Annotated in this window: 16 protein-coding genes and 1 pseudogene; 11 read left to right on the top strand and 6 right to left on the bottom strand. The window is 73.1% G+C overall.

What is annotated here, in order from left to right:
* Positions 1-5: 5 nt before the first annotated feature.
* Positions 6-1004: a diacylglycerol/lipid kinase family protein gene (locus BCD48_RS20380; protein ID WP_071049993.1), complete on the top strand. Its 999-nt coding sequence runs from the start codon at positions 6-8 to the stop codon at positions 1002-1004.
* Positions 1005-1629: 625 nt separating this feature from the next.
* Here the strand turns inward: BCD48_RS20380 and BCD48_RS20375 are convergent.
* Positions 1630-2355, bottom strand: coding sequence for a glycerophosphodiester phosphodiesterase (locus BCD48_RS20375; RefSeq protein WP_071049992.1), 726 nt, complete (start codon positions 2353-2355; stop codon positions 1630-1632).
* Positions 2356-3043: 688 nt separating this feature from the next.
* Here BCD48_RS20375 and BCD48_RS20370 point away from each other — a divergent pair.
* Entirely contained in the window at positions 3044-3289 is a 246-nt protein-coding gene (locus BCD48_RS20370) for a WhiB family transcriptional regulator (protein WP_007518532.1), read from the top strand.
* Positions 3290-4126: 837 nt separating this feature from the next.
* Here BCD48_RS20370 and BCD48_RS20360 read toward each other — a convergent pair.
* Positions 4127-5584, bottom strand: coding sequence for a GAF domain-containing sensor histidine kinase (locus BCD48_RS20360; protein WP_198543324.1), 1458 nt, complete (start codon positions 5582-5584; stop codon positions 4127-4129).
* Positions 5585-5904: 320 nt separating this feature from the next.
* Here BCD48_RS20360 and BCD48_RS20355 point away from each other — a divergent pair, with 320 nt between their 5' ends.
* From BCD48_RS20355 to bsaP, 4 genes are all read left to right on the top strand, one after another.
* On the top strand, positions 5905-7089 hold the full coding sequence (locus BCD48_RS20355; RefSeq protein WP_071050049.1) for an 8-amino-7-oxononanoate synthase: 1185 nt from the start codon (positions 5905-5907) through the stop codon (positions 7087-7089).
* Entirely contained in the window at positions 7086-7889 is an 804-nt protein-coding gene (bioD, locus tag BCD48_RS20350; protein ID WP_083418938.1) for a dethiobiotin synthase, read from the top strand. The genes BCD48_RS20355 and bioD overlap by 4 nt, the downstream gene beginning before the upstream one ends.
* Positions 7890-8291: 402 nt before the next feature.
* The gene (bioB, locus tag BCD48_RS20345) at positions 8292-9383 is read left to right on the top strand and encodes a biotin synthase BioB (RefSeq protein WP_071050048.1); all 1092 of its coding nucleotides are present in this window, start codon (positions 8292-8294) and stop codon (positions 9381-9383) included.
* A 73-nt stretch (positions 9384-9456) separates the two neighbouring features.
* Positions 9457-9717, top strand: coding sequence for a biotin synthase auxiliary protein BsaP (bsaP, locus tag BCD48_RS20340; RefSeq protein WP_241841875.1), 261 nt, complete (start codon positions 9457-9459; stop codon positions 9715-9717).
* Between the two features lie 62 nt (positions 9718-9779).
* On the opposite strand, the gene BCD48_RS20335 is transcribed toward bsaP, so the two are convergent.
* Positions 9780-10007 carry a biotin/lipoyl-binding carrier protein gene (locus BCD48_RS20335; RefSeq protein WP_071050046.1) on the bottom strand — a complete coding sequence of 76 codons (228 nt, stop codon included), beginning with the start codon at positions 10005-10007 and terminating at the stop codon, positions 9780-9782.
* Between the two features lie 238 nt (positions 10008-10245).
* On the opposite strand from BCD48_RS20335, the gene BCD48_RS20330 reads away from it, so the two are divergent.
* A complete protein-coding gene (locus BCD48_RS20330) occupies positions 10246-11040 on the top strand; it encodes a DUF5317 family protein (RefSeq protein WP_241841874.1) in 795 nt (264 codons plus the stop codon).
* Positions 11041-11163: 123 nt separating this feature from the next.
* Positions 11164-11238 carry a 50S ribosomal protein bL37 gene (locus tag BCD48_RS56755; protein ID WP_369299096.1) on the top strand — a complete coding sequence of 25 codons (75 nt, stop codon included), beginning with the start codon at positions 11164-11166 and terminating at the stop codon, positions 11236-11238.
* A 355-nt stretch (positions 11239-11593) separates the two neighbouring features.
* On the opposite strand, the gene rsrA is transcribed toward BCD48_RS56755, so the two are convergent.
* The 3 genes from rsrA to BCD48_RS20315 form a co-directional block, all read right to left on the bottom strand.
* Positions 11594-11884 (bottom strand): mycothiol system anti-sigma-R factor, encoded by a 291-nt coding sequence (gene rsrA, locus BCD48_RS20325; RefSeq protein ID WP_071049988.1) that lies wholly within the window; start codon positions 11882-11884, stop codon positions 11594-11596.
* Positions 11881-12702 carry a sigma-70 family RNA polymerase sigma factor gene (locus BCD48_RS20320; RefSeq protein ID WP_274536557.1) on the bottom strand — a complete coding sequence of 274 codons (822 nt, stop codon included), beginning with the start codon at positions 12700-12702 and terminating at the stop codon, positions 11881-11883. The genes rsrA and BCD48_RS20320 overlap by 4 nt, the downstream gene beginning before the upstream one ends.
* Before the next feature lie 471 nt (positions 12703-13173).
* Complete coding sequence (locus tag BCD48_RS20315) at positions 13174-13905, bottom strand: alpha/beta family hydrolase (RefSeq protein WP_349308036.1); 732 nt, start codon at positions 13903-13905, stop codon at positions 13174-13176.
* A gap of 1053 nt (positions 13906-14958) precedes the next feature.
* On the opposite strand from BCD48_RS20315, the pseudogene BCD48_RS20305 reads away from it, so the two are divergent.
* The 3 genes and pseudogenes from BCD48_RS20305 to rsgA form a co-directional block, all read left to right on the top strand.
* Positions 14959-15480 (top strand): annotated as a pseudogene (locus tag BCD48_RS20305) (methyltransferase domain-containing protein); the annotation flags it as partial.
* Between the two features lie 102 nt (positions 15481-15582).
* Positions 15583-16965 (top strand): 3-phosphoshikimate 1-carboxyvinyltransferase, encoded by a 1383-nt coding sequence (gene aroA / locus BCD48_RS20300; protein ID WP_083418962.1) that lies wholly within the window; start codon positions 15583-15585, stop codon positions 16963-16965.
* Positions 16962-17978 carry a ribosome small subunit-dependent GTPase A gene (gene rsgA, locus BCD48_RS20295; RefSeq protein ID WP_071049985.1) on the top strand — a complete coding sequence of 339 codons (1017 nt, stop codon included), beginning with the start codon at positions 16962-16964 and terminating at the stop codon, positions 17976-17978. The genes aroA and rsgA overlap by 4 nt, the downstream gene beginning before the upstream one ends.
* Positions 17979-18213 lie beyond the last annotated feature (235 nt).

Here is an 18213-nt window from a genome sequence, read left to right as displayed (position 1 = left end):
TGAGCATGCGAGGGCTCCTGGTCGTCAATCCCGCCGCGACGACGACCACGGAACGGGTCCGCGACGTCCTCGTCACGGCCCTGTCCGCCGACGTCGCCGTCGAGACCGTCATCACCAAGGGACGCGGGCACGCGGCCGAGCTCGGCCAGCGTGCGTCCGAGACCGGTGTCGACGTGGTCATCGCCCTCGGTGGCGACGGCACGGTGAACGAGGTCGTCAACGGCCTTCTCCACGGCGGGCCGAGGCCGGACGCGCCGGCGCTCGCCGTCGTTCCCGGCGGCAGCACCAACGTGTTCGCCAGAGCGCTCGGCTACTCCGCGTCCCCCGTCGAGGCGACCGGGGAACTGCTGGCCAACCTGCGCGACGGCAGGACCCGACTGGTCGGCCTCGGCCATGCCCGCTGGGCCGGCGAGGCACGCTGGTTCACGTTCTGCGCGGGGATGGGGCTGGACGCCGAGGTCGTCGGCAGGGTCGAGCGCAGGCGCTCGGGCGGGCGGCCGAACAGCGCCGGGCTGTTCCTTCGCAGCGCGGTGGCGCGGTACGGCCGCGGCATCGGCCGCGACCGGGTAGGCATCAACCTCGAGCTCGAGGCGGGGCCGGAGATACCCAGGACCGCCGCGGAGACCCAGGACGGCGCTGAGGAGAGCGCGGCCACGCCGGACCGCGAGGTGACGGTCGCCATCGTCTGCAACGCGGTCCCGTGGACCTATCTGGGCGGCATGCCGGTTCGCGCCTGCCCTGAGGCGTCGTTCGACACCGGCCTGGACCTGCTGGGGCTGCGCAGGGCGCGCCTGTCGAGCCTGCTGCGCACCACCGGGCAGATGCTCGCCGGCGACCGTGGCCCGCACGGCCGCAACGTGGTCCTCGAGCACGACCTGACCAGGATCCGGATGACCGCGGCACCCACCGCCCCCTTCCAGATGGACGGCGAGTACCTCGGCGAGCACGCCGAGGTCGAGCTGACCGCCCACCCCCAGGCCCTGCGTGTGATCGCGGCTGTATAGCTGTATTTCTGGTTCGCTCCGTGCGGGCACGGCGCTACGGCCCCGTACTCGCTTCGCTCCCACGGGACCTCCGCGCCGTGTCCTCCTCCGCGAACGGGCGCTCCGGCGACCTCGCTGCGGCCCGGCCCACGTCGCTTCGCTCGTGGGCCGGGCCTCCGCGAGGCGCGCCTCCGCGCCGCACGGTCGCCCGCCGCTGAACGTCACCCATCCGAAGCATGCCCATCCGTCGGGCCACTTCGCTGCGCTCGTGGAGCGCCTAACACGGTGACGAGTCGAGCAATCCATACCCATCAGGCGCGAAGACCGTCCCACGAGCGAAGCGAAGTGCCCATACGAACGCCGTGGTCTCGGGTTGGTGACGTCCCAACGCAAGGTCACCGTGCTGGCGCGGAGGCGTGCCTCCGCGGAGGCCCGGCCACGGAGCGAAGCGAACGTGGTTGGGCCGCAGCGGAGGTCGCCGCAGCGCACGTGAGCGCAGGAGGACGGCGCGCGGAGGTCCCGTGGGAGCGAAGCGAGTACGGGGCCGGAGCGCGCCGCCCGCACGGAGCGAACCATGACAACCTTCCCGCCCAACCCCGGCCGACCTCAGTCCAGTCCCCGACCCGGGGTTGTCACGAGCTTGCGGTCAGGGCGACGGTGGGGCGGGGCGCAGGGCGCGGACGGCGCCGGCCGGGTCGTCGCAGATGATGCCGTCGACGCCCGCGTCGCGCAGGCGCAGCGCCGCCCGCTCGTTGGTCACGGTCCAGGTGACCAGCCGGATCCCAGCCGCGCGGGCACGTTCGGCCGCGTCGGCGGCGGCGAGCACAGCCGAGGTGTGGGCATGCAGTTCGGCGTGCCCGGCGGAGCGCACGTAGGACAGGCCGCCGCTCACCGACATCCTCGGCATGGTCAGGAACGCCGTACGCACCCCCACGCCGCTGCCTCGCACCTGCTCGATCGCGAACCAGTCGAACGACGACACGGTCACCCCGGCACCGGGCCCGGTCAGCCCGCGGGCGCGCAGCAGCTCGACCAGCGCCTGCGCGGACCGCTCGCGGGGGGCATCGAAATCCGGCTGGCCGGGCTGGTTCTTGATCTCTATGATGATCCGTCCCCGGCCGCTCCAGGCGTCCAGCACATCATGCAGCGTCGGTATGCCCCTGGCCGCCAAGTCGGCGGTGGGCCGACGGATCACCGCCCGGCCCCCGAGCCGGGGCAGCCGCGCGTCGTGGACGCAGACGAGATCGCCGTCGGCGGTGCGCCGGATGTCGATCTCGATCCCGTCCGCCCCGGCCGCTAACGCCGCGTCGACCGCCGCGGCCGTATTCTCGGGCCCGGGGCTCCGGCTGCCGCGATGCCCCAGTACCTCCATGCGGCCTCCCCAGCGATCCGCCACCAGACCATGTCCCGGAGCCATCCTGCACCGGACGCGCCGTTTCTGCTCAGTAGGCAGATCGGTGGAGACCGCCACACCTCGCCACCGCGCCCGCCCGCACGCCCCTCGGCCGCCCGGCCTGACGCGGGCACCGCACAGGAAATGAGCGCGGAGCAGGACGGGCGCTGGCGCGGCCCGACGAGGCCGGCTGGGTCACCGGAGGCCACCTCGGTACCGCGGCCCGGCGCAGCGGGCGGGATGCCTAGTTGGCATGGTGGATCGGCGGGTGACAGGGCATGGCCTGGTCGGACTATCCGGACAAGACCCGGCTGATGGAGCCAACTGCCCATGGCCACCAGGCATCCAGACAGCCCGGACTAGTCATCCGGAGCGCAGCCGATCGTGGTCCGTCCGTGTCCTTAACGGACAAGTGCAGGCCAGAGATGGTGTGAACGCGGTTGCAGGTTCTTGCGCCCCTGCCGGTTCCGGTGGGAGGGTGGCGAATGTCCGAGGTGGATGGACCACATACACCCGGGCGCACTCCTGCACGCAGTTGACTAGACGACACCCGGGGTCGCGACGAGAACGGGGCTCGCCGCGTGGTCACGTCTCGTGACGCAACCCTAGGAGTCAGTCGAGCGTCTCTTGTGCAGAGTCGCCCGCTACGACAGAGGGAGTAGGACGCATGGACTGGCGCCACAGAGCGCTCTGCCGTGACGAGGACCCCGAGCTTTTCTTCCCAATCGGGACCACCGGGCCTGCTGAGCGCCAGATCGACGAAGCCAAAGCCGTATGCCGACGCTGTGCCGTGACCTCCGACTGCCTGAACTGGGCACTGGAGACCGGCCAGGACGCTGGCGTCTGGGGTGGCCTGAGCGAGGACGAACGGCGCGCCCTGAAGCGGCAGGTGCTGCGAGTCCGCACCGCCTGACCGGCGGTGCCTCCGGCCGAGGACCGGTGATCGGTCCACTGCGCGCCGGGATCGCACACCAGCTGCGCCTGAGGGGTCATCCCTCCCCGTGAGTTCGTGCGACTCTCGACGCACGGGTCCGCGGGCCAGCGGCCAACAACGCCACTACCTGGCCATATATCGCAGAAATCGCTGGCCGACGCGACGCGTGGCTCAGCGATAGTTGCATCCGTGCCCATGTCACGGAGCGCGCCCAGTCGGTGCGCCTCCGACCACGGCACTCTCGGCCGTTCTGTCCGTATGGCCGCCGCCTCCGGCTGGCGCGCCATGGACGGAACGGCCGATGCTGTTTTTGGGGCCTGGACGGCCCAAAAACTCGAGGGCCTTGGTCCGGGGCTGGCGGACGCTTCCGACTTGGCGCTCGTCAGGGTCGGTGCGACGGTTGCGTTGCGTGGGGCGGCCTGGACGGCCGCGGTTCCGGCTGTGGCCGAGTCGCGCTGACCGGTGACCGAGCCCGAGTTGGCGTGCCTACGGCCCGACGCAAGAGCTGCGTTGCGGGAGGCGGCCTGGACGGCCGCGGGCACGGTGGTGGCCGAGTCGCGCTGACCGGTGACCGAGCCCGAGTTGGCGTGCCTACGGCCCGACGCAAGAGCTGCGTTGCGGGAGGCGGCCTGGACGGCCGCGGGCACGGTGGTGGCCACGTCGCACTGACCGGTCGCCGAGCCCGACTCGGCGCCCCGAGAGCGGGGCGTCACCTCAACCGGCATGAAGTGAGACGCAGCGTGAGCGCTCGATGGGCGCTCACTGAGGGCACACTCCACGAGTCCGGTAATACCCGCCTTCCAGCGCCCCAAACACTCAACCTGAAGAAAGTGGGATCGAGAGCAACGCCTCGGTCCCCCGCTCGGCGCCCGCCTGCAGGCGGATGGTGCCCTGCATCTCCCCAAGCACGAGCTGACGGACGATCTGCAGGCCGAGGCGCGGCGAATGCTCCAGCTGGAAGTCGTCCGGCAGGCCTGCGCCGTCGTCGGCGACCACGACATCGAGCCGGCTGGCCGTGCGCCGTACCCGGATCTCGATCGAGCCCGCCGAACCATCGAACGCATGTTCGACAGCATTCTGCAAAATCTCGGAGAGGACAAGGGCCAGCGGCGTGGCGAGCGCACCCGAGAGCATGCCGAACGAGCCGACCCGCCGTGTCGTCGCCCGCGTCCCGGTGGTCGCGAGGTCGACCGTGACGGAGGTGATCTGGTCGGCGATCTCGTCGAACGGGACCGACTCCCCCAACGTCTGCGAGAGCGTCTCGTGCACCAGCGCGATCGACGTCACCCTGCGGACCGACTCCCGCAGCGCGTCCCTGGCCTCGTCGACCTTCGTGCGACGCATCTGCAGCCGCAGCAGCGCCGCCACCGTCTGCAGGTTGTTCTTCACCCGGTGGTGGATCTCCCGGATGGTGGCGTCCTTGCTCAGCAGCTGCGCCTCCCGGCGGCGCAGCTCGGAGACGTCGCGCACCAGGACCAGGACCTCCCTGGTCTGCCCGGGGAACAACGGAATCGCGCGCAGCAGCACCACAGTGCTACCGACCGCGAGCTCGACCTCCACGGGCCGGCGCCGGCCGATCGCGTGCCACACCGCGGGAGTGGTCGCCGGCAGGCTGAGCGCCCGGTGCACCGAACGCAGGTCCTCACCGGTGACGTTGCCGGTGTAGCCGAGCCGGCGGTAGGCCGACAGCGCGTTCGGGCTCGCGAAGATGACCTTGCCAGCGCCGTCGAGGCGGACCATCCCGTCGCCCACCCGAGGCGCTTCCGGGAGCTCGGCGGAGCTGCCCCGGAACGGGAACAGCCCCTCAGCGACCATCAGGGCCAGGTTGTTGGCGCACTGCAGGTAGGCGGACTCCAGCGCGCTCGGGGTGCGGGTGGTCGCGAGGTTGGTGTCCCGGGCAAGCACGGCGATCACCCGGTTACCGTGCCGGACCGGGATGGCCTCGGTCCGCACCGGAACGCCGCCGTCCCACTCGGGCTCGCCCTCCCGGGCGATCCGGTGCTCTCGCCACGCGTTGCGTACCACCCAGCGATTGATGACGACGCTGCCGACCTCGTCGTTGTGATACGCCGTCGGGCCAGTGGTCGGGCGCACCTGGGCGACGACGAGGAACTCCGCGTGCCCGACCTTGGCCGCCCGCTGGCTCGAGGTACGGCTGGGAACCAGCAGGAGCAGGTCCGCGAAGGAGAGATCGGCCAGCAACGCCCAGTCGGCGACGAGCGCGTGTAGCTGGTCGATGTCGTCGTCGTTCAGGTCGGTGCTCGCGCGCAGCATGTCGGCCAGGGTTCCCACGGCAGGCAGACTGCCAGACGAAGCTGCCTCCTGAACAATCTCGGTGCCCCGAGGGCCCCTGTCCGCCTCCGCCTGGTGCCTGGGCGCGCGGCCTGCCCCCAGGCCCACAGCGCGTCCGAGGCAGTACATGCCAGGCGAACCAGAGCCTCCGAGCCAAACGGCCGAAGCAGCGTGGCCCACGGCCGGCCCTGGCCCGCAACCAGCGCTCCACATTGGGCAGCCGTACAAGCGCGCCAGGCGATTCCTGGCTCACAGCGCCAAGGGCCGTAGCCAGAACGCCGTCATACAGTCGCGACGTGACCGTGGACCAGCGACTTTCCGCCCCGCCCGCCCCACTCGCCTGGCTGGACGCGAACGCGCGGGCCCGACGCGAGGCCGGGCTGCGCCGGTCGGTACGGCCCCGGCCCGCGCTGGACGACCAGGTGCGCGTCGACCTGGCTGGCAACGACTACCTGGGCCTCTCCAGGCACCCGGCCGTGATCGAGGCCGGTGTCGAGGCGCTGCGGATCTGGGGTGCCGGCTCCACCGGCAGCAGGCTGGTGACCGGGTCGACGGCGCTGCACGCCGAGCTGGAGGACGCGCTCGCCGCGCACACCGGGTTCGCGGCGGCCCTGGTCTTCGCCTCCGGATACGCCGCGAACCTCGGCGTCGTCACCGCGCTCGTCGGGGCGGGCGACCTGATCGTCTCCGACGAGCGAAACCACGCCTCGATCGTCGACGCCTGCCGGCTGTCCCGCGCCGACGTCGCGATCGTGCCGCACCTGGACGTCGCCGCCGTCGACGGCGCCCTGACGCACCGGCGGTACCGGCGGGCTCTCGTCGTCACCGACTCGGTCTTCTCCGCCGACGGTGACCTCGCGCCCCTGGCCGAGCTGCACCAGGCCGCCCGCCGTCACGGCGCGGTGCTGCTGCTGGACGAAGCGCATGCCCTCGGCGTCGTCGGCCCCGGCGGGCGGGGCGCGGCCGCCGCTACCGGCCTCGCCGGTGAGCCAGACGTCATAGCCACCGTCACCATGTCCAAGTCCCTGGGCAGCCAGGGCGGCGCCGTGCTGGGGCCGGTCGAGGTACGCGACCACCTGATCGACACGTCCCGCACCTTCATCTTCGACACCGGCCTCGCGCCCGCGGCGGCCGGCGCCGCGCTAGGTGCCCTGCGGCTCCTGGCGGCCGACCCCGGCCTGGCCACCCGCAGCCGGGCCAGGGCGGCGGAGCTGGCACGTCTCGCCGGCGCGCCAGCGCCCGCCGCGGCCGTGGTCTCCGTCGTGCTCGGCGCGCCCGAGCGGGCGGTCGCGGCCGCCGCGGCCTGTCGGGAGCGGGGCGTGGCCGTCGGCTGTTTCCGTCCTCCGACGGTGCCGCCGGGGACCAGCCGGCTGCGGCTGTCCGCGCGCGCCGACCTCACCGACGACGACGTGGCCCTGTTCGCGAGCGCGCTCGCCGGGGCACTGCGCGCCGCCGACGGCGCCGTCAGGCCGGAGACCGGGACATGAGCATCCTCGTCGTCACCGGTACGGGTACGGAGGTCGGCAAGACCGTCGTCACGGCGGCGGTGGCGGCGTTGGCACGCGGCCGGGGCGCACCGGTGACGGTGGTCAAGCCGGCGCAGACCGGCGTCGGGCCGGGCGAGCTCGGCGACGCCGACCTGGTCCGCGACCTGACGGGCGTCAGCGAGGTGCACGAGCTCGCCCGCTACCCGGAGCCGCTCGCTCCGGCGACCGCGGCCCGGCGCGCGGGGCTTCCCCCCCTCGACCTGGTTGCCGCGGCTGACACGGTGACCAGGCTGGCGGCCGATCACCGGCTCGTGCTCGTGGAAGGGGCGGGCGGGCTGCTGGTCCGCTACGACGACGACGGCCGTACGCTCGCCGACCTGGCCCGGCTGCTCCGGGCGCCGGTACTCGTGGTCACCCGGCCGGCACTGGGCACCTTGAACGACACCGCACTCACGCTGGAGGCGCTGGCGCACCGCGGCCTGGAACCGGCCGGTGTGGTCATCGGCAGCTGGCCGGCGGACCCGGGCCTCGCCGAACGAGCCAACCTCGCCGATCTGGAGACGGTCGCCGGCCGGCCGCTCGCCGGTGTGCTCCCGGCCGGGGCGGGCCTGCTCGACCGTGTGGGGTTCCGCGAGCTCGCCCGACGGTCGCTAGCCCCGTCCCTCGGTGGGACGTTCGACCCCGCCGCCTTCCGCGCCCTGCACAGCCCCCCATCCCTGCCCCGGTCCGCGGGCTGGCCGGGCTCGGCGGCCACGCGTTTGGCATCCGGCTCGCTCAGCGACCCGTCGCGGGCCTCGTGACGGCCTGCCGGAGCTCCGGACGCCTTGGGTCTGGAACAGACTCCGGCGACGCCACGGAGGGGCCAGAGCGGAAGCACGGAACGGTAGGGCTCGCCGCGGCGACGTGCCAGATACCACGTCCGTCAGGCGCGCGCCGCGGGCGGCCTGAGTTCGACAATGAGCGGGCGTGTGGTGACGAACGCGGCGATGCCCGCTCACCCGACGGCTCTGATGCTAGGAATGGGCCTTCAGGCGCGCGCGGCTTCGCCGCTGTCGCGTGCCCTTCGGCCATGAACGCTAGAAAGCGCCTCCGGGCGCGCGAGGCTTCGCCATCGTCGCGCGCCCTTCGGCCATGAACGCTAGAAAGCGCCTCCGGGCGCGCGAGGCTTCGCCATCGTCGCGCGCCCCTCGGCCATGGACTCGATGATGACGCCACTGTCCCCGATGCCGGTTTCGGCGGCTGGAGCGAACGAAGTGACCCCACCCGTGACCACCATCAGTCCGGCTGTCCTGCCGGCCGACGCCGCCGGACTGCTCGCCACCACCCGCCAGCAGGTCCTTCTCGAGGGCCGGGGCCTGGACGAGCGGCAGGTGCTGGCCGTGCTCGAGCTGGCGGACGAGGCGCTGCCGGAGCTGCTCGCGCTCGCGCACGAGGTGCGGATGCGCTGGTGCGGCCCCGAGGTCGAGGTGGAGGGCATCGTCAGCCTCAAGACGGGTGGCTGCCCGGAGGACTGCCACTTCTGCTCGCAGTCCGGCAAGTTCGAATCGCCGGTCCGCTCTGCCTGGCTGGACGTGCCGAGCCTGGTCGAGGCCGCCAAGGCGACCGCCGCGACCGGCGCGACCGAGTTCTGCATCGTCGCGGCGGTACGCGGGCCGGACACCCGGCTGATGACCCAGGTCCGCGAGGGCGTGGCGGCGATCCGCGCCGCCGTCGACATCAACGTCGCCTGCTCGCTGGGGATGCTCACCCAGGAGCAGGTCGACGAACTGGTCGCGATGGGCGTGCATCGCTACAACCACAACCTCGAGACGGCCCGCTCGCACTTCCCGAACGTCGTCACCACCCACAGCTGGGACGAGCGGCTCGACACCTGCCGGATGGTCCGCGCGGCCGGGATGGAACTGTGCTGCGGCGCGATCATCGGCGTCGGCGAGAGCCTCGCGCAGCGCGCGGAGCTCGCCGCGCAGCTCGCGGCGCTGGAACCGGACGAGGTACCGCTGAACTTCCTCAACCCGCGGCCGGGCACGCCGTTCGGTGACCTGCCCCCCGTCGAGCCGCGCGAGGCGCTGCGCACGATCGCGGCATTCCGCCTGGCGATGCCGCGCACGATCCTGCGCTACGCGGGCGGCCGGGAGATCACCCTCGGCGACCTGGCAGACAAGGGCATGCTCGGCGGGATCAACGCCGTCATCGTCGGCAACTACCTGACGACCCTCGGGCAGTCCCCCGACGTCGACCTCGCCATGCTCGACCGCCTGTCGATGCCGATCAAGTCACTGCAGGCGACGCTGTAGAGGCGGCAGCGCGGCGGCGAAGCGAGCCCGAGGCGCTGTACCGGTGTCCAGACGACCGCGGAGGAACCAGACAGTGACGAGGAACGAGGACCAGGTGGCAGGCCCCCACGACGGCCCTTCGCCGTACCGAGCAGGAGCGGTTCAGGTCGCGCCGGTCGGCTACTGCGACCGCTGCGGCGAGCCGGCGGCCACGGGCTCCCATGATCGCTGCGCGGCGGCGCGCGCGCTGGAACCACCGCGCTACTGCCCCACCTGCCGGCGCAGGCTGGTCGTCCAGGTCGTTCCCACCGGCTGGACGGCTCGCTGCGCGGAACACGGCGTCACCGCCAGCTGACGAGCGGCCGCGGGCGGGGATCCACCGAGGACCCCAGCCCGCGGCGGAGGCCGCCCATGCCCTCAGGCCGGGGTCGGCTCCACGATCGCGATGAGGTCGCCGTCCTGGACGACGTCGCCCTCCCGGACGGCGATCTCGGCCACCGTGCCGCCGTCCTCGCTGATGACCGGGATCTCCATCTTCATCGAGTCGAGGATCACCAACGCGTCTCCGGCGCCGACAGGGTCTCCCACCCCCACGACGACCTTCCAGACGTTCGCCACCATCTCGGCGCGGACTTCCTCGGCCATGGTCATCCCTTCGGGGGGCACAGTGCGCGTCGCGCACATCACCAGAGATCCGGCAGCTGACCGGGCCGCCCACGTCACCGGCTCTCCGGTCCGTCTGCCAGCGTAGTCGGCTGACGCCGCTAGACCGTTTCAGGCGTCGGATGTCGCGGAGCGCCATCGCAAAACCGCTTCGCGGCGAGCCCAGCCGGCGTGGCGAAGGTCGGGCGGGACCCCACGGAAGCGGTGGAAGTGCCTTGGCTTGCAAACTACAGGTGTGTTCGTTCTTCTCGTCCTCGCCCTGCTGATCGGCCTGCTGGTCGCCCGACTGCGCGGAGGGACCCTCGACGCCCTGGGACGCATCCGGGTACGGCTCGGCTGGCTCGCCGCGGGCATCGTCCTGGCGCTGGTCATCGCCGCGCTTGTGGACAGCGCCCGGACCGTGGGCTGGATCGCCGCCGCCGCACTCGCCGCTGCCCTGACCGCGGCGAACCGGCGGGTTCCCGGACTATTCCTGCTGTTCTTCGGGCTGGCGCTGAATGCGGCGGTGATCGGCGCGAACCATGGCCAGATGCCGGTCTCGACGGCGGCGATCAGCTCGGCCGGGGTTGAGCGGGACGATGTGGCGTCCTCGCGGTACTACACGCTCGCGGGCGACGACACCCGGCTGCGTGTGCTCGGCGACGTGATCCCGTTTCCCTTCTGGGTGGCTCCGTCGGTGCTCAGCGCCGGGGACGTGCTGATCGTGTCCGGCGTGGCGCTGTTCGCGGGGCTCGCGCCCGTACGGGCGAACCGGACGCTGCGCGCCCGAGGGGCCGAACGCGCCCGCCGGCGCCGCCAGCGGCAGCGAGCCACGGCGACGACCGACGAAGACGGCTCGGCCGACGACGCGGACGCGGACACTCGGGGAGACCGCGACGGCTCCCCCGCCGCCACTCGCCGGCCCCGTCGACCGACGGCGGCCCTGCCCGCCGGGCGCCCGGCGGACGCGTCCTCCTCGGGAACGTCCACCGCCACGTCCGTCACGAAGGAACCCGGCCGCGGGACCGGCCCGTGATCAGGCGGGTCCCCAGCCTGCCGCACCCACCCCGGGCTACATTGTCGGACGCGAAGCGTTCGACGGCGGGCGCACTGCGCCCGCCGCCCAAGGCGGCGACAGGCAAGGGAAGGAGGTCGCGGCATGGCGAAGAAGAAGCGTAAGCGGCGCGCCCGCGCGAAGAGCAAGGCCAACCACGGCAAGCGCCCCAACACCTGACAGACGCCCCCCATCGGCCCGCAGTGCGGCCCTCATGGGGGTTCCCACCGCCTGGCCGCCGAGCGGGCACAAGCGTCAAGCGTTGCTCGACGGCCGGCCGGTTGGGAAGCGCGGTGCCCGTAGGCCCAGCAGGGGCGCCAAGGCCGCCGCTGGCAGGCCGGCTGAGCCTGGCGGTGCCCGTAAGTAAGGCCCAGCAGGGGCGCGCTCCGCGGCCGGAGCCGCCAGCCCAGCCGGCTCGCCGATGGCTGATCGTGCCGGCGCTGTCATACGCCTCGACTCGACCCGGGCCGAAACCCGGGGAGGGCGTTCAGCGGCCGAAGGCGGCCCGGCAGCGCTCCGCGCGGGCCTGGCTGCCCTACTCGGCGCTCAGCTCACTGGTGGTCGCGTCGGCCTCGACCCGCGCGGCGCGCAGGCGGACCAGCAGGTTGGCGCGCAGTGAGTCGGGGGCCCGGTCGCCGCCGCACTTGCGCGCCACCAGCAGCTTCACCTCGTGCTCGACGCCGAACTCGCGCAGGCACGGCGAGCACTCGTCGAGGTGGGCGCGGATCAGGTTCTGCTGGGTCCCGTCGCACTCTCCGTCGAGGTACAGAAAGACCGCGTCGAGAACCTTGCGGCAGTCGATGTCGTGCGGGTGGCCGCAGCTCACGAGGCACCGCCCTCGTTCCCAGGGGAGCCGGCGGGAACCAGCCCGCGCTCCCTGGCGTACTGCTCCAGCGACTTGCGCAGGCCGCGCCGGCCTCGATGCAGCCGGGACATCACCGTGCCGATGGGCGTGCCCATGATCTCGGCGATCTCCTTGTAGGCGAAACCCTCCACGTCGGCCAGGTAGACGGCCATCCGGAAGTCCTCGGGGAGCGCTTGGAGCGCTTCCTTGATGTCGCTGTCTGGCAGGTGCTCGAGCGCCTCCATCTCTGCGCTCTTGAGACCCGTCGAGGTGTGCGACTCCGCCTCCGCGAGCTGCCAGTCCTCGACCTGCTCGGTCGGGCTCTGGAGCGGCTGGCGCTGGCGCTTCCGGTAGTTGTTGATGAAGGTGTTGGTGAGGATGCGGTACAGCCAGGCCTTGAGGTTCGTGCCCTCCTGGAACTGGTGGAAGGCCGCGAACGCCTTGACGAAGGTCTCCTGAACAAGATCTTCGGCATCCGCCGGGTTGCGCGTCATCCGCAGCGCGGCCGCGTACAGCTGGTCGAGGTAGGGAAGGGCGTCACGCTCGAATCGCGCGCCCCGCTCCTCGGTGGTCTCGTCGACCAGGATCACTCCCTCACCGCTCGGGTGGCCCGGGAGGCGGTCCTCCCCGGCCGACGTCGCGGGCCCCCGGGAAGCTGACTGAACGTCAACAACCGTGCTGGTCCGCCGGCCGCCCGCCGTCGTCGCCGTCGTCGCGATGTCGCCGGCCGCCGACGGATTCTCGTCCGTCGTGCCTTCGCCCGCCGGGACGTCGCCCTTCAGGGCCTCACGGCCCGCCACGTCTTCCCATCGCGTGATCGGCTGCGCCGAGCGGCTGTCACTGGCCTTCCGTGGTGACGATACCCCGCTCAGCGGAGGTACGCCCGTCCACGAGCCGACCTCGCGGGCCGCCCATGGGCCTGTACCGCCGATCATCCCCGCCGGGGCGGCAGGCCGGCGCAGCTGGCTCTCAGACGTCAATCTGACCTCCGTGACCTTGGCTTCCGTCTCAGCCAACCACCTGGCCGTCTTCGGGATTCCCCAGGTCCACCGGACCGGGATTCCTGAGCGACCGCTCAGGGCGGATCCCTATCCCTGGAGCGGATCCCTGGACAGGCCCGAGGAATTCCTGACCGGGCGGGCCGGAGGCCTCCGGGCCTCCTTAGGACTCGCCGTCGTCCGGGCGGCGCTTCGGCCGGACCGGCCGTCACGGCCACGACGGGCCTGGACAGGCCTGGTCGGGACCACCGGTCGAAGGCGGGCCTGGGAAAGCTACGAGACCGGCCTCCCCGAGCCGCCGGCGGGCGAGGAGGGCACGTCCAGCCGCTGCAGCAGCCAGGTCGCCCCGAGCATGGCGGCTTCCTCGATCACCTCTTCGGCGGCACGGCAATCCCGGACCCTGACCTTGAACGAGTGGTCGGCGCCGGCCACGACGACCACCTCGACGCCGCGCCGCGGATCGGGCTCTGGCCTGCCGAAGGAGTCTCGTTCTCCCTGGACGACGCGCACCGGCACGCCGGCGCCGGACAGCTCCACCTGGCGCGAGGGCCGGTCGCGAGCAGGGGTCCCCGGGCTCTCGCGAAGCGATGGCCGGGGGGGCGGTGGGTTCAGCGGGAACCCGAGCGCCAGCACCGCACGAGCCCCGACCGCCCTCGCGGTGCGCACCGCGACCCGGGAACCCATGGACGCGCCCGCCAACGCGAGCCGGCGCGGCGCGCCCTCGGCGGGCGGCGCACCCCCGGTCAGCGCCGCGACGGCGGCCATGAGCACGGCGTCGAGGCGCGCCGGGCGGTCGGGCGCCTTGCGGCCGGCGACCCGGTAGGGCATCTCCAGCCGGCCGACGGTGACGCCCGCGACGACGAGCAGCTCGGTCAGGCGCCGCAGCAGCGGCGTGTCGGTGCCGGACCCGGCGCCATGCAGCAGCACCACCACCGGTGTGCCATCGGTGCCGCCGGCCGCGCCGCCGGCACTGGCGGCCAGCTGCTGGCCAACACCGGGAACCACGAGCAGCCGTCCGCCGTCCACAGAAACAGGGGTTTGCGCGGCGGCGGATGTGGCCATAGCGATCTGGGTGGCTGGACCTGCCAGCCGACCTCCCGGCAGACCTCCCGGATCAGCCTCGCCGATCGAGGAGGAACCCCGGATTCCACCGCTCTGGGAGCAACCTCGGGGCGTCGCGCCATCGACGGTTCGAGTCATGAGATCAGGTTGTGCTGTGAGCCCCACCGAAGCCCTCCCCGCGACATCACGGGCGGTCCCGCCGCCCGTGCACTGCGCGGCAGGAGGAAGGATGACCGCAAACCCTCCGACGTTTGAGGCTTCCGCCCCTGGTCTGTGACATGCCTCGCATCGCGGCCCTTCGAAGGGTAGGAATGGTTCATGCTTTCTGGTCCCGGCGCCGATCCTGAGCTTGGTGATCCGGAGTTTCGTCGCCCCCTCGCACCCACCGTGGTCTGCGAGGCGCCCGCGGGCAGCGACGACCCCTACTGGTCGTTCTACGACGAGGTCGCCTCGGTCCAGCTGCGCGAGTGGCTGCCGGGCGCGCCGTCAAGGGTGCTCGACGTCTCCGGGCAGCGTGACCGGTTCGCCCGGCAGATGGTGGCGGCCGGTCACCAGGTCATCCGCGTCGTCGGTGACGCCGCCCAGGTCACGAACCTCCCGGCGGACCTCATGGATCGCCGGACTCCCAGATCGCCGGACTCCCAGCAGACCTCCCAGATCGCGGACCTCCCAACAGGTTTCCCGGACCGGCTTCCAGGCCTGCCCGATCGGCTTCGCCGATCCGGCAGGGATCCCGGCGCCGACCCGGCAGGAACCCTGGCACCGGTCTGGGAGGAACCCTGGCACCGATCCGGCGGGGGCGCCGGGCTTCGCCCATCCGGCGGGAGTCCCGGCCTTGGCCGATCCGGTCGGGGCCCCAGGGACTTCGGGGGGCCCAGGGAGCGCGCACGTGGCCAGGCGCCGCCCCTCGGCCGCGGCCGGTCGGTGCCGTCCTCGCAGGCGATGACGAGGACAGCGTCCGGCGCGCGCCGCGCGGGCGAACAGCCCGGCGGGGGTCCGCCTGGTGCGCTGCGCAGCGTGGTGGGCGACGCCCGCAGCCTCGACTGGTTCGCGCCGGCGTCGTTCGACGCGGTGCTGGCCGAGGGACGGGCACTGTCGTTCTGCCTGGCCACCGAGAGCACCCTCGAGGAGATCCACCGGCTGCTGCGGCCGGGCGGCCAGTTGCTGCTGTGCGTCGACTCGCTGCTGCTGGGCCTGGCCCGGCTGGCCGAGCAGCACCGCTGGGCCGAGCTCTCCGACGTGCCACGGGCCGACGTCGTGCTCGTCCCGGCGGAGGACGGCACGATCACCCGGTGCTTCTGGCCCGAGGAGCTCAAGGCCGTGCTGACGAGCGCCGGCCTGGAGGTCGACTGGGTCCGGCCGCGCACCGTGCTGTCCGTCGAGGCGGTGAAGCGGGCGCTGTCAGCGGACATGTCCTCGTTCCCCACTCTGGTTCGCACCGAGGTCGAACTCGCCGCGGAGCGCGAAGGCGAGTCCATCGGTATCCACCTCATCGCCTCCGCGAGAAGACCGAGCTAGATCGCGGCCTGCGCCGATTCGCCCACATTCAGGCGTCGGGCAGCCGTCGAACCCGCGGACCGGCCCGCGAATCAGTGCGGGGGCGAGGGCATGCTAGAGGGCGTGACGACAGCGACACGTGTTCCGGCCGACCCGTGGCCAGCGCCGACCGCGAGCGGTCCGGTGCGGGCCGTGGTGCGGGTGCCCGGCTCGAAGTCCGGGACGAACCGGGCCCTGATCCTGGCCGCGGCGGCGGACGGCGTCTCCAGGCTGCGCGGCGCGCTGCGCTCCCGGGACACGCTGCTCATGGCCGGCGCGCTGCGGGCGCTCGGCATCGAGGTGGACACGGAGTCCTCTCCCGTCGCCATGGGCACGGAATGGGTGGTGCGGGGCGGTCTCGGCTCGCGCTCCGCTGACGGCGGCCCGACCGCGGTCGACTGCGGCAACGCGGGCACCGTCGCCCGCTTCACCCCGGCGCTCGCCGCGCTGACCCGCGGCGACGCGCGCTTCGACGGCGACCCACGGATGCGCGAGCGCCCGCTCACCCCACTGCTCGACGCGCTGCGACGCCTCGGCGCCGCCATCGACGGCGACGCGATGCCGTTCACCATCCATGGCCAGGGCCGCCTCCCCGGTGGCCCGGTGACCGTCGACGCCTCCAGCTCCAGCCAGCTGATCTCCGGCCTCCTGCTGGCCGCGCCGGGCTATGACCGGGGCGTCGAGGTCCGCCACGTCGGCGGCCGGCTGCCCTCCGGCCCGTACCTGGACATGACGGTCGCCGACCTGCGGGCGGCGGGTGCGGCGGTCGAGGTCGTGGCGGCCGCCGCCGGCCAGCCGCCGACCTGGCGGGTGGCGGCCGGCCCGCTGCGCGCCTACGACCGGGCGATCGAGCCGGATCTCAACAGCGCCGCCCCGTTCCTCGCCGCCGCGGTGGCGACCGGCGGGGACGTCCTGATCCCGGACTGGCCCGAGGTCACCACGCAGCCCGGCCGCATGCTGCCCGCTCTGCTGGAGCAGATGGGCGCGCGCGCCGAGCGGACGCCCGCGGGCATGCGCGTGCGCGCCGGCGACGGCCTGCGCGGCCTGGACGCCGACCTCGGTGACGTCGGCGAGGCGGCCCCGGTCCTCACCGCGCTGGCCGTGCTCGCCGACTCGCCGTCCCGCCTGCGCGGGATCGCCCACCTGCGGCTGCAGGAGACCGACCGGCTCGGGGCGCTCGCCGACCAGCTCGGCCGGCTCGGCGCCGACATCACCGTCACCGAGGACGGCCTGGCCATCCGGCCGGCGCCGCTGCGCGGGGCGCGGCTCGACCCGCTCGCCGACCACCGGCTCGCCATGACCTACGCCGTGGTGGGCCTCGCGGTGCCGGGGGTGACGGTCGACGACATCGCCACGACGGGCAAGACGGTGCCCGAGTTCCCGGCCATGTGGGCAGCGATGCTCGCCGGCCCGCACCTGGCCTCAAGCAACACCGGCCCGCATTCGGCCCCAAGCGACACTGGATGAGCGGCGCGCGACGAAGCGGGCGCGACCTCGACGAGGACGACGTCCGCACCCGCCCGGGGCGCGGCTCACGGCCGCGTACCCGCGAGCGCCCCGAGCATGCCGACGCCGTCGACGCGGTGGTGGTCGCCGTCGACCGGGGCCGCTACAGCTGCCGGCGCACCCTGCCGGACGGCCGGGCGGACCTTGCCGGCGCCGTGGTCGCCGCGATCCGGGGCGGGGACCTGCGCCGGGTGCCGGTCGTCGTCGGCGACCGGGTGGCGCTCGTCGGTGACGTGTCCGGCGATCCGGGCGCGCTCGCCCGGATGGTGCGCCGTGCCGAGCGCACCAGCGTGCTGCGGCGCACCGCCGACGACACCGACCCGACCGAGCGGCCGATCGTCGCGAACGCCGACCAGCTCATCATCGTGACGGCGCTCGCCGACCCGCCGCCGCGTACCGGCCTGGTCGACCGCTGCCTGGTCGCCGCCTACGACGGTGGTCTCGACCCAGTGCTCTGCCTGACCAAGGCGGACCTCGCGGGCGACGAGGAGCTGCGCGACCTGTACCGGCCGCTCGGCGTGACCATCGTCACCAGCCGCCCGGACGTCGACCCCGCCGAGCTACGGGCGCTGATCACCGACCGGGTGAGTGTGATGTTCGGTCACAGTGGGGTCGGGAAGTCCACCCTGGTCAACCGGCTCGTCCCGGACGCGGCCAGGGAGATCGGCGAGGTGAACGCGGTGACCGGTCGGGGCCGGCACATCTCGTCGGCCGCGGTGGCCCTGCCGGTGCCCGGCGGCGGCTGGGTGGTGGACACCCCGGGGGTGCGCTCGTTCGGGCTCGGGGCGGTCAGCCTGGCCAGGGTGCTCGCCGCGTTCGCCGAGCTGGCCGAAGCCGCCGCCAACTGTCCCCCCGGCTGCACCCACGCCGAAGGCCTCGCGGACTGCGCCCTGGACCAGGCAGCCCGCGACGGCCACGCCGACCCCGCCCGACTCACCAGCCTGCGCCGCCTTCTCGCCGCTCGGGGCGGATGAGGACTACCCCCCTCTTCCCGGCCTAGCTGCCCGCGGGGTCCCCGCGGATCGGCCTCCAGCCATGGACTGGCAGCACCTCACAGATCCGCCCGGCCCCAGACATGGGCGATCTGTGGGGAAGGAGGGATGAGAGCTGTCTCTCATTTTTCTGCCCAGCCGTCGTCGGGTGAGACCCGTCTCATTTCAAGGTCCGCCTTCTGGCCCGCTCGCCACGGCCGCGGGTGACCCCGCCTCC

Origin of the sequence: Pseudofrankia coriaricola, from assembly GCF_001854805.1 — a bacterium.
In the GTDB taxonomy this organism is placed as follows: Bacteria; Actinomycetota; Actinomycetes; order Frankiales; family Frankiaceae; genus Pseudofrankia.
This window is presented reverse-complemented; position numbering and strand designations above follow the sequence as displayed.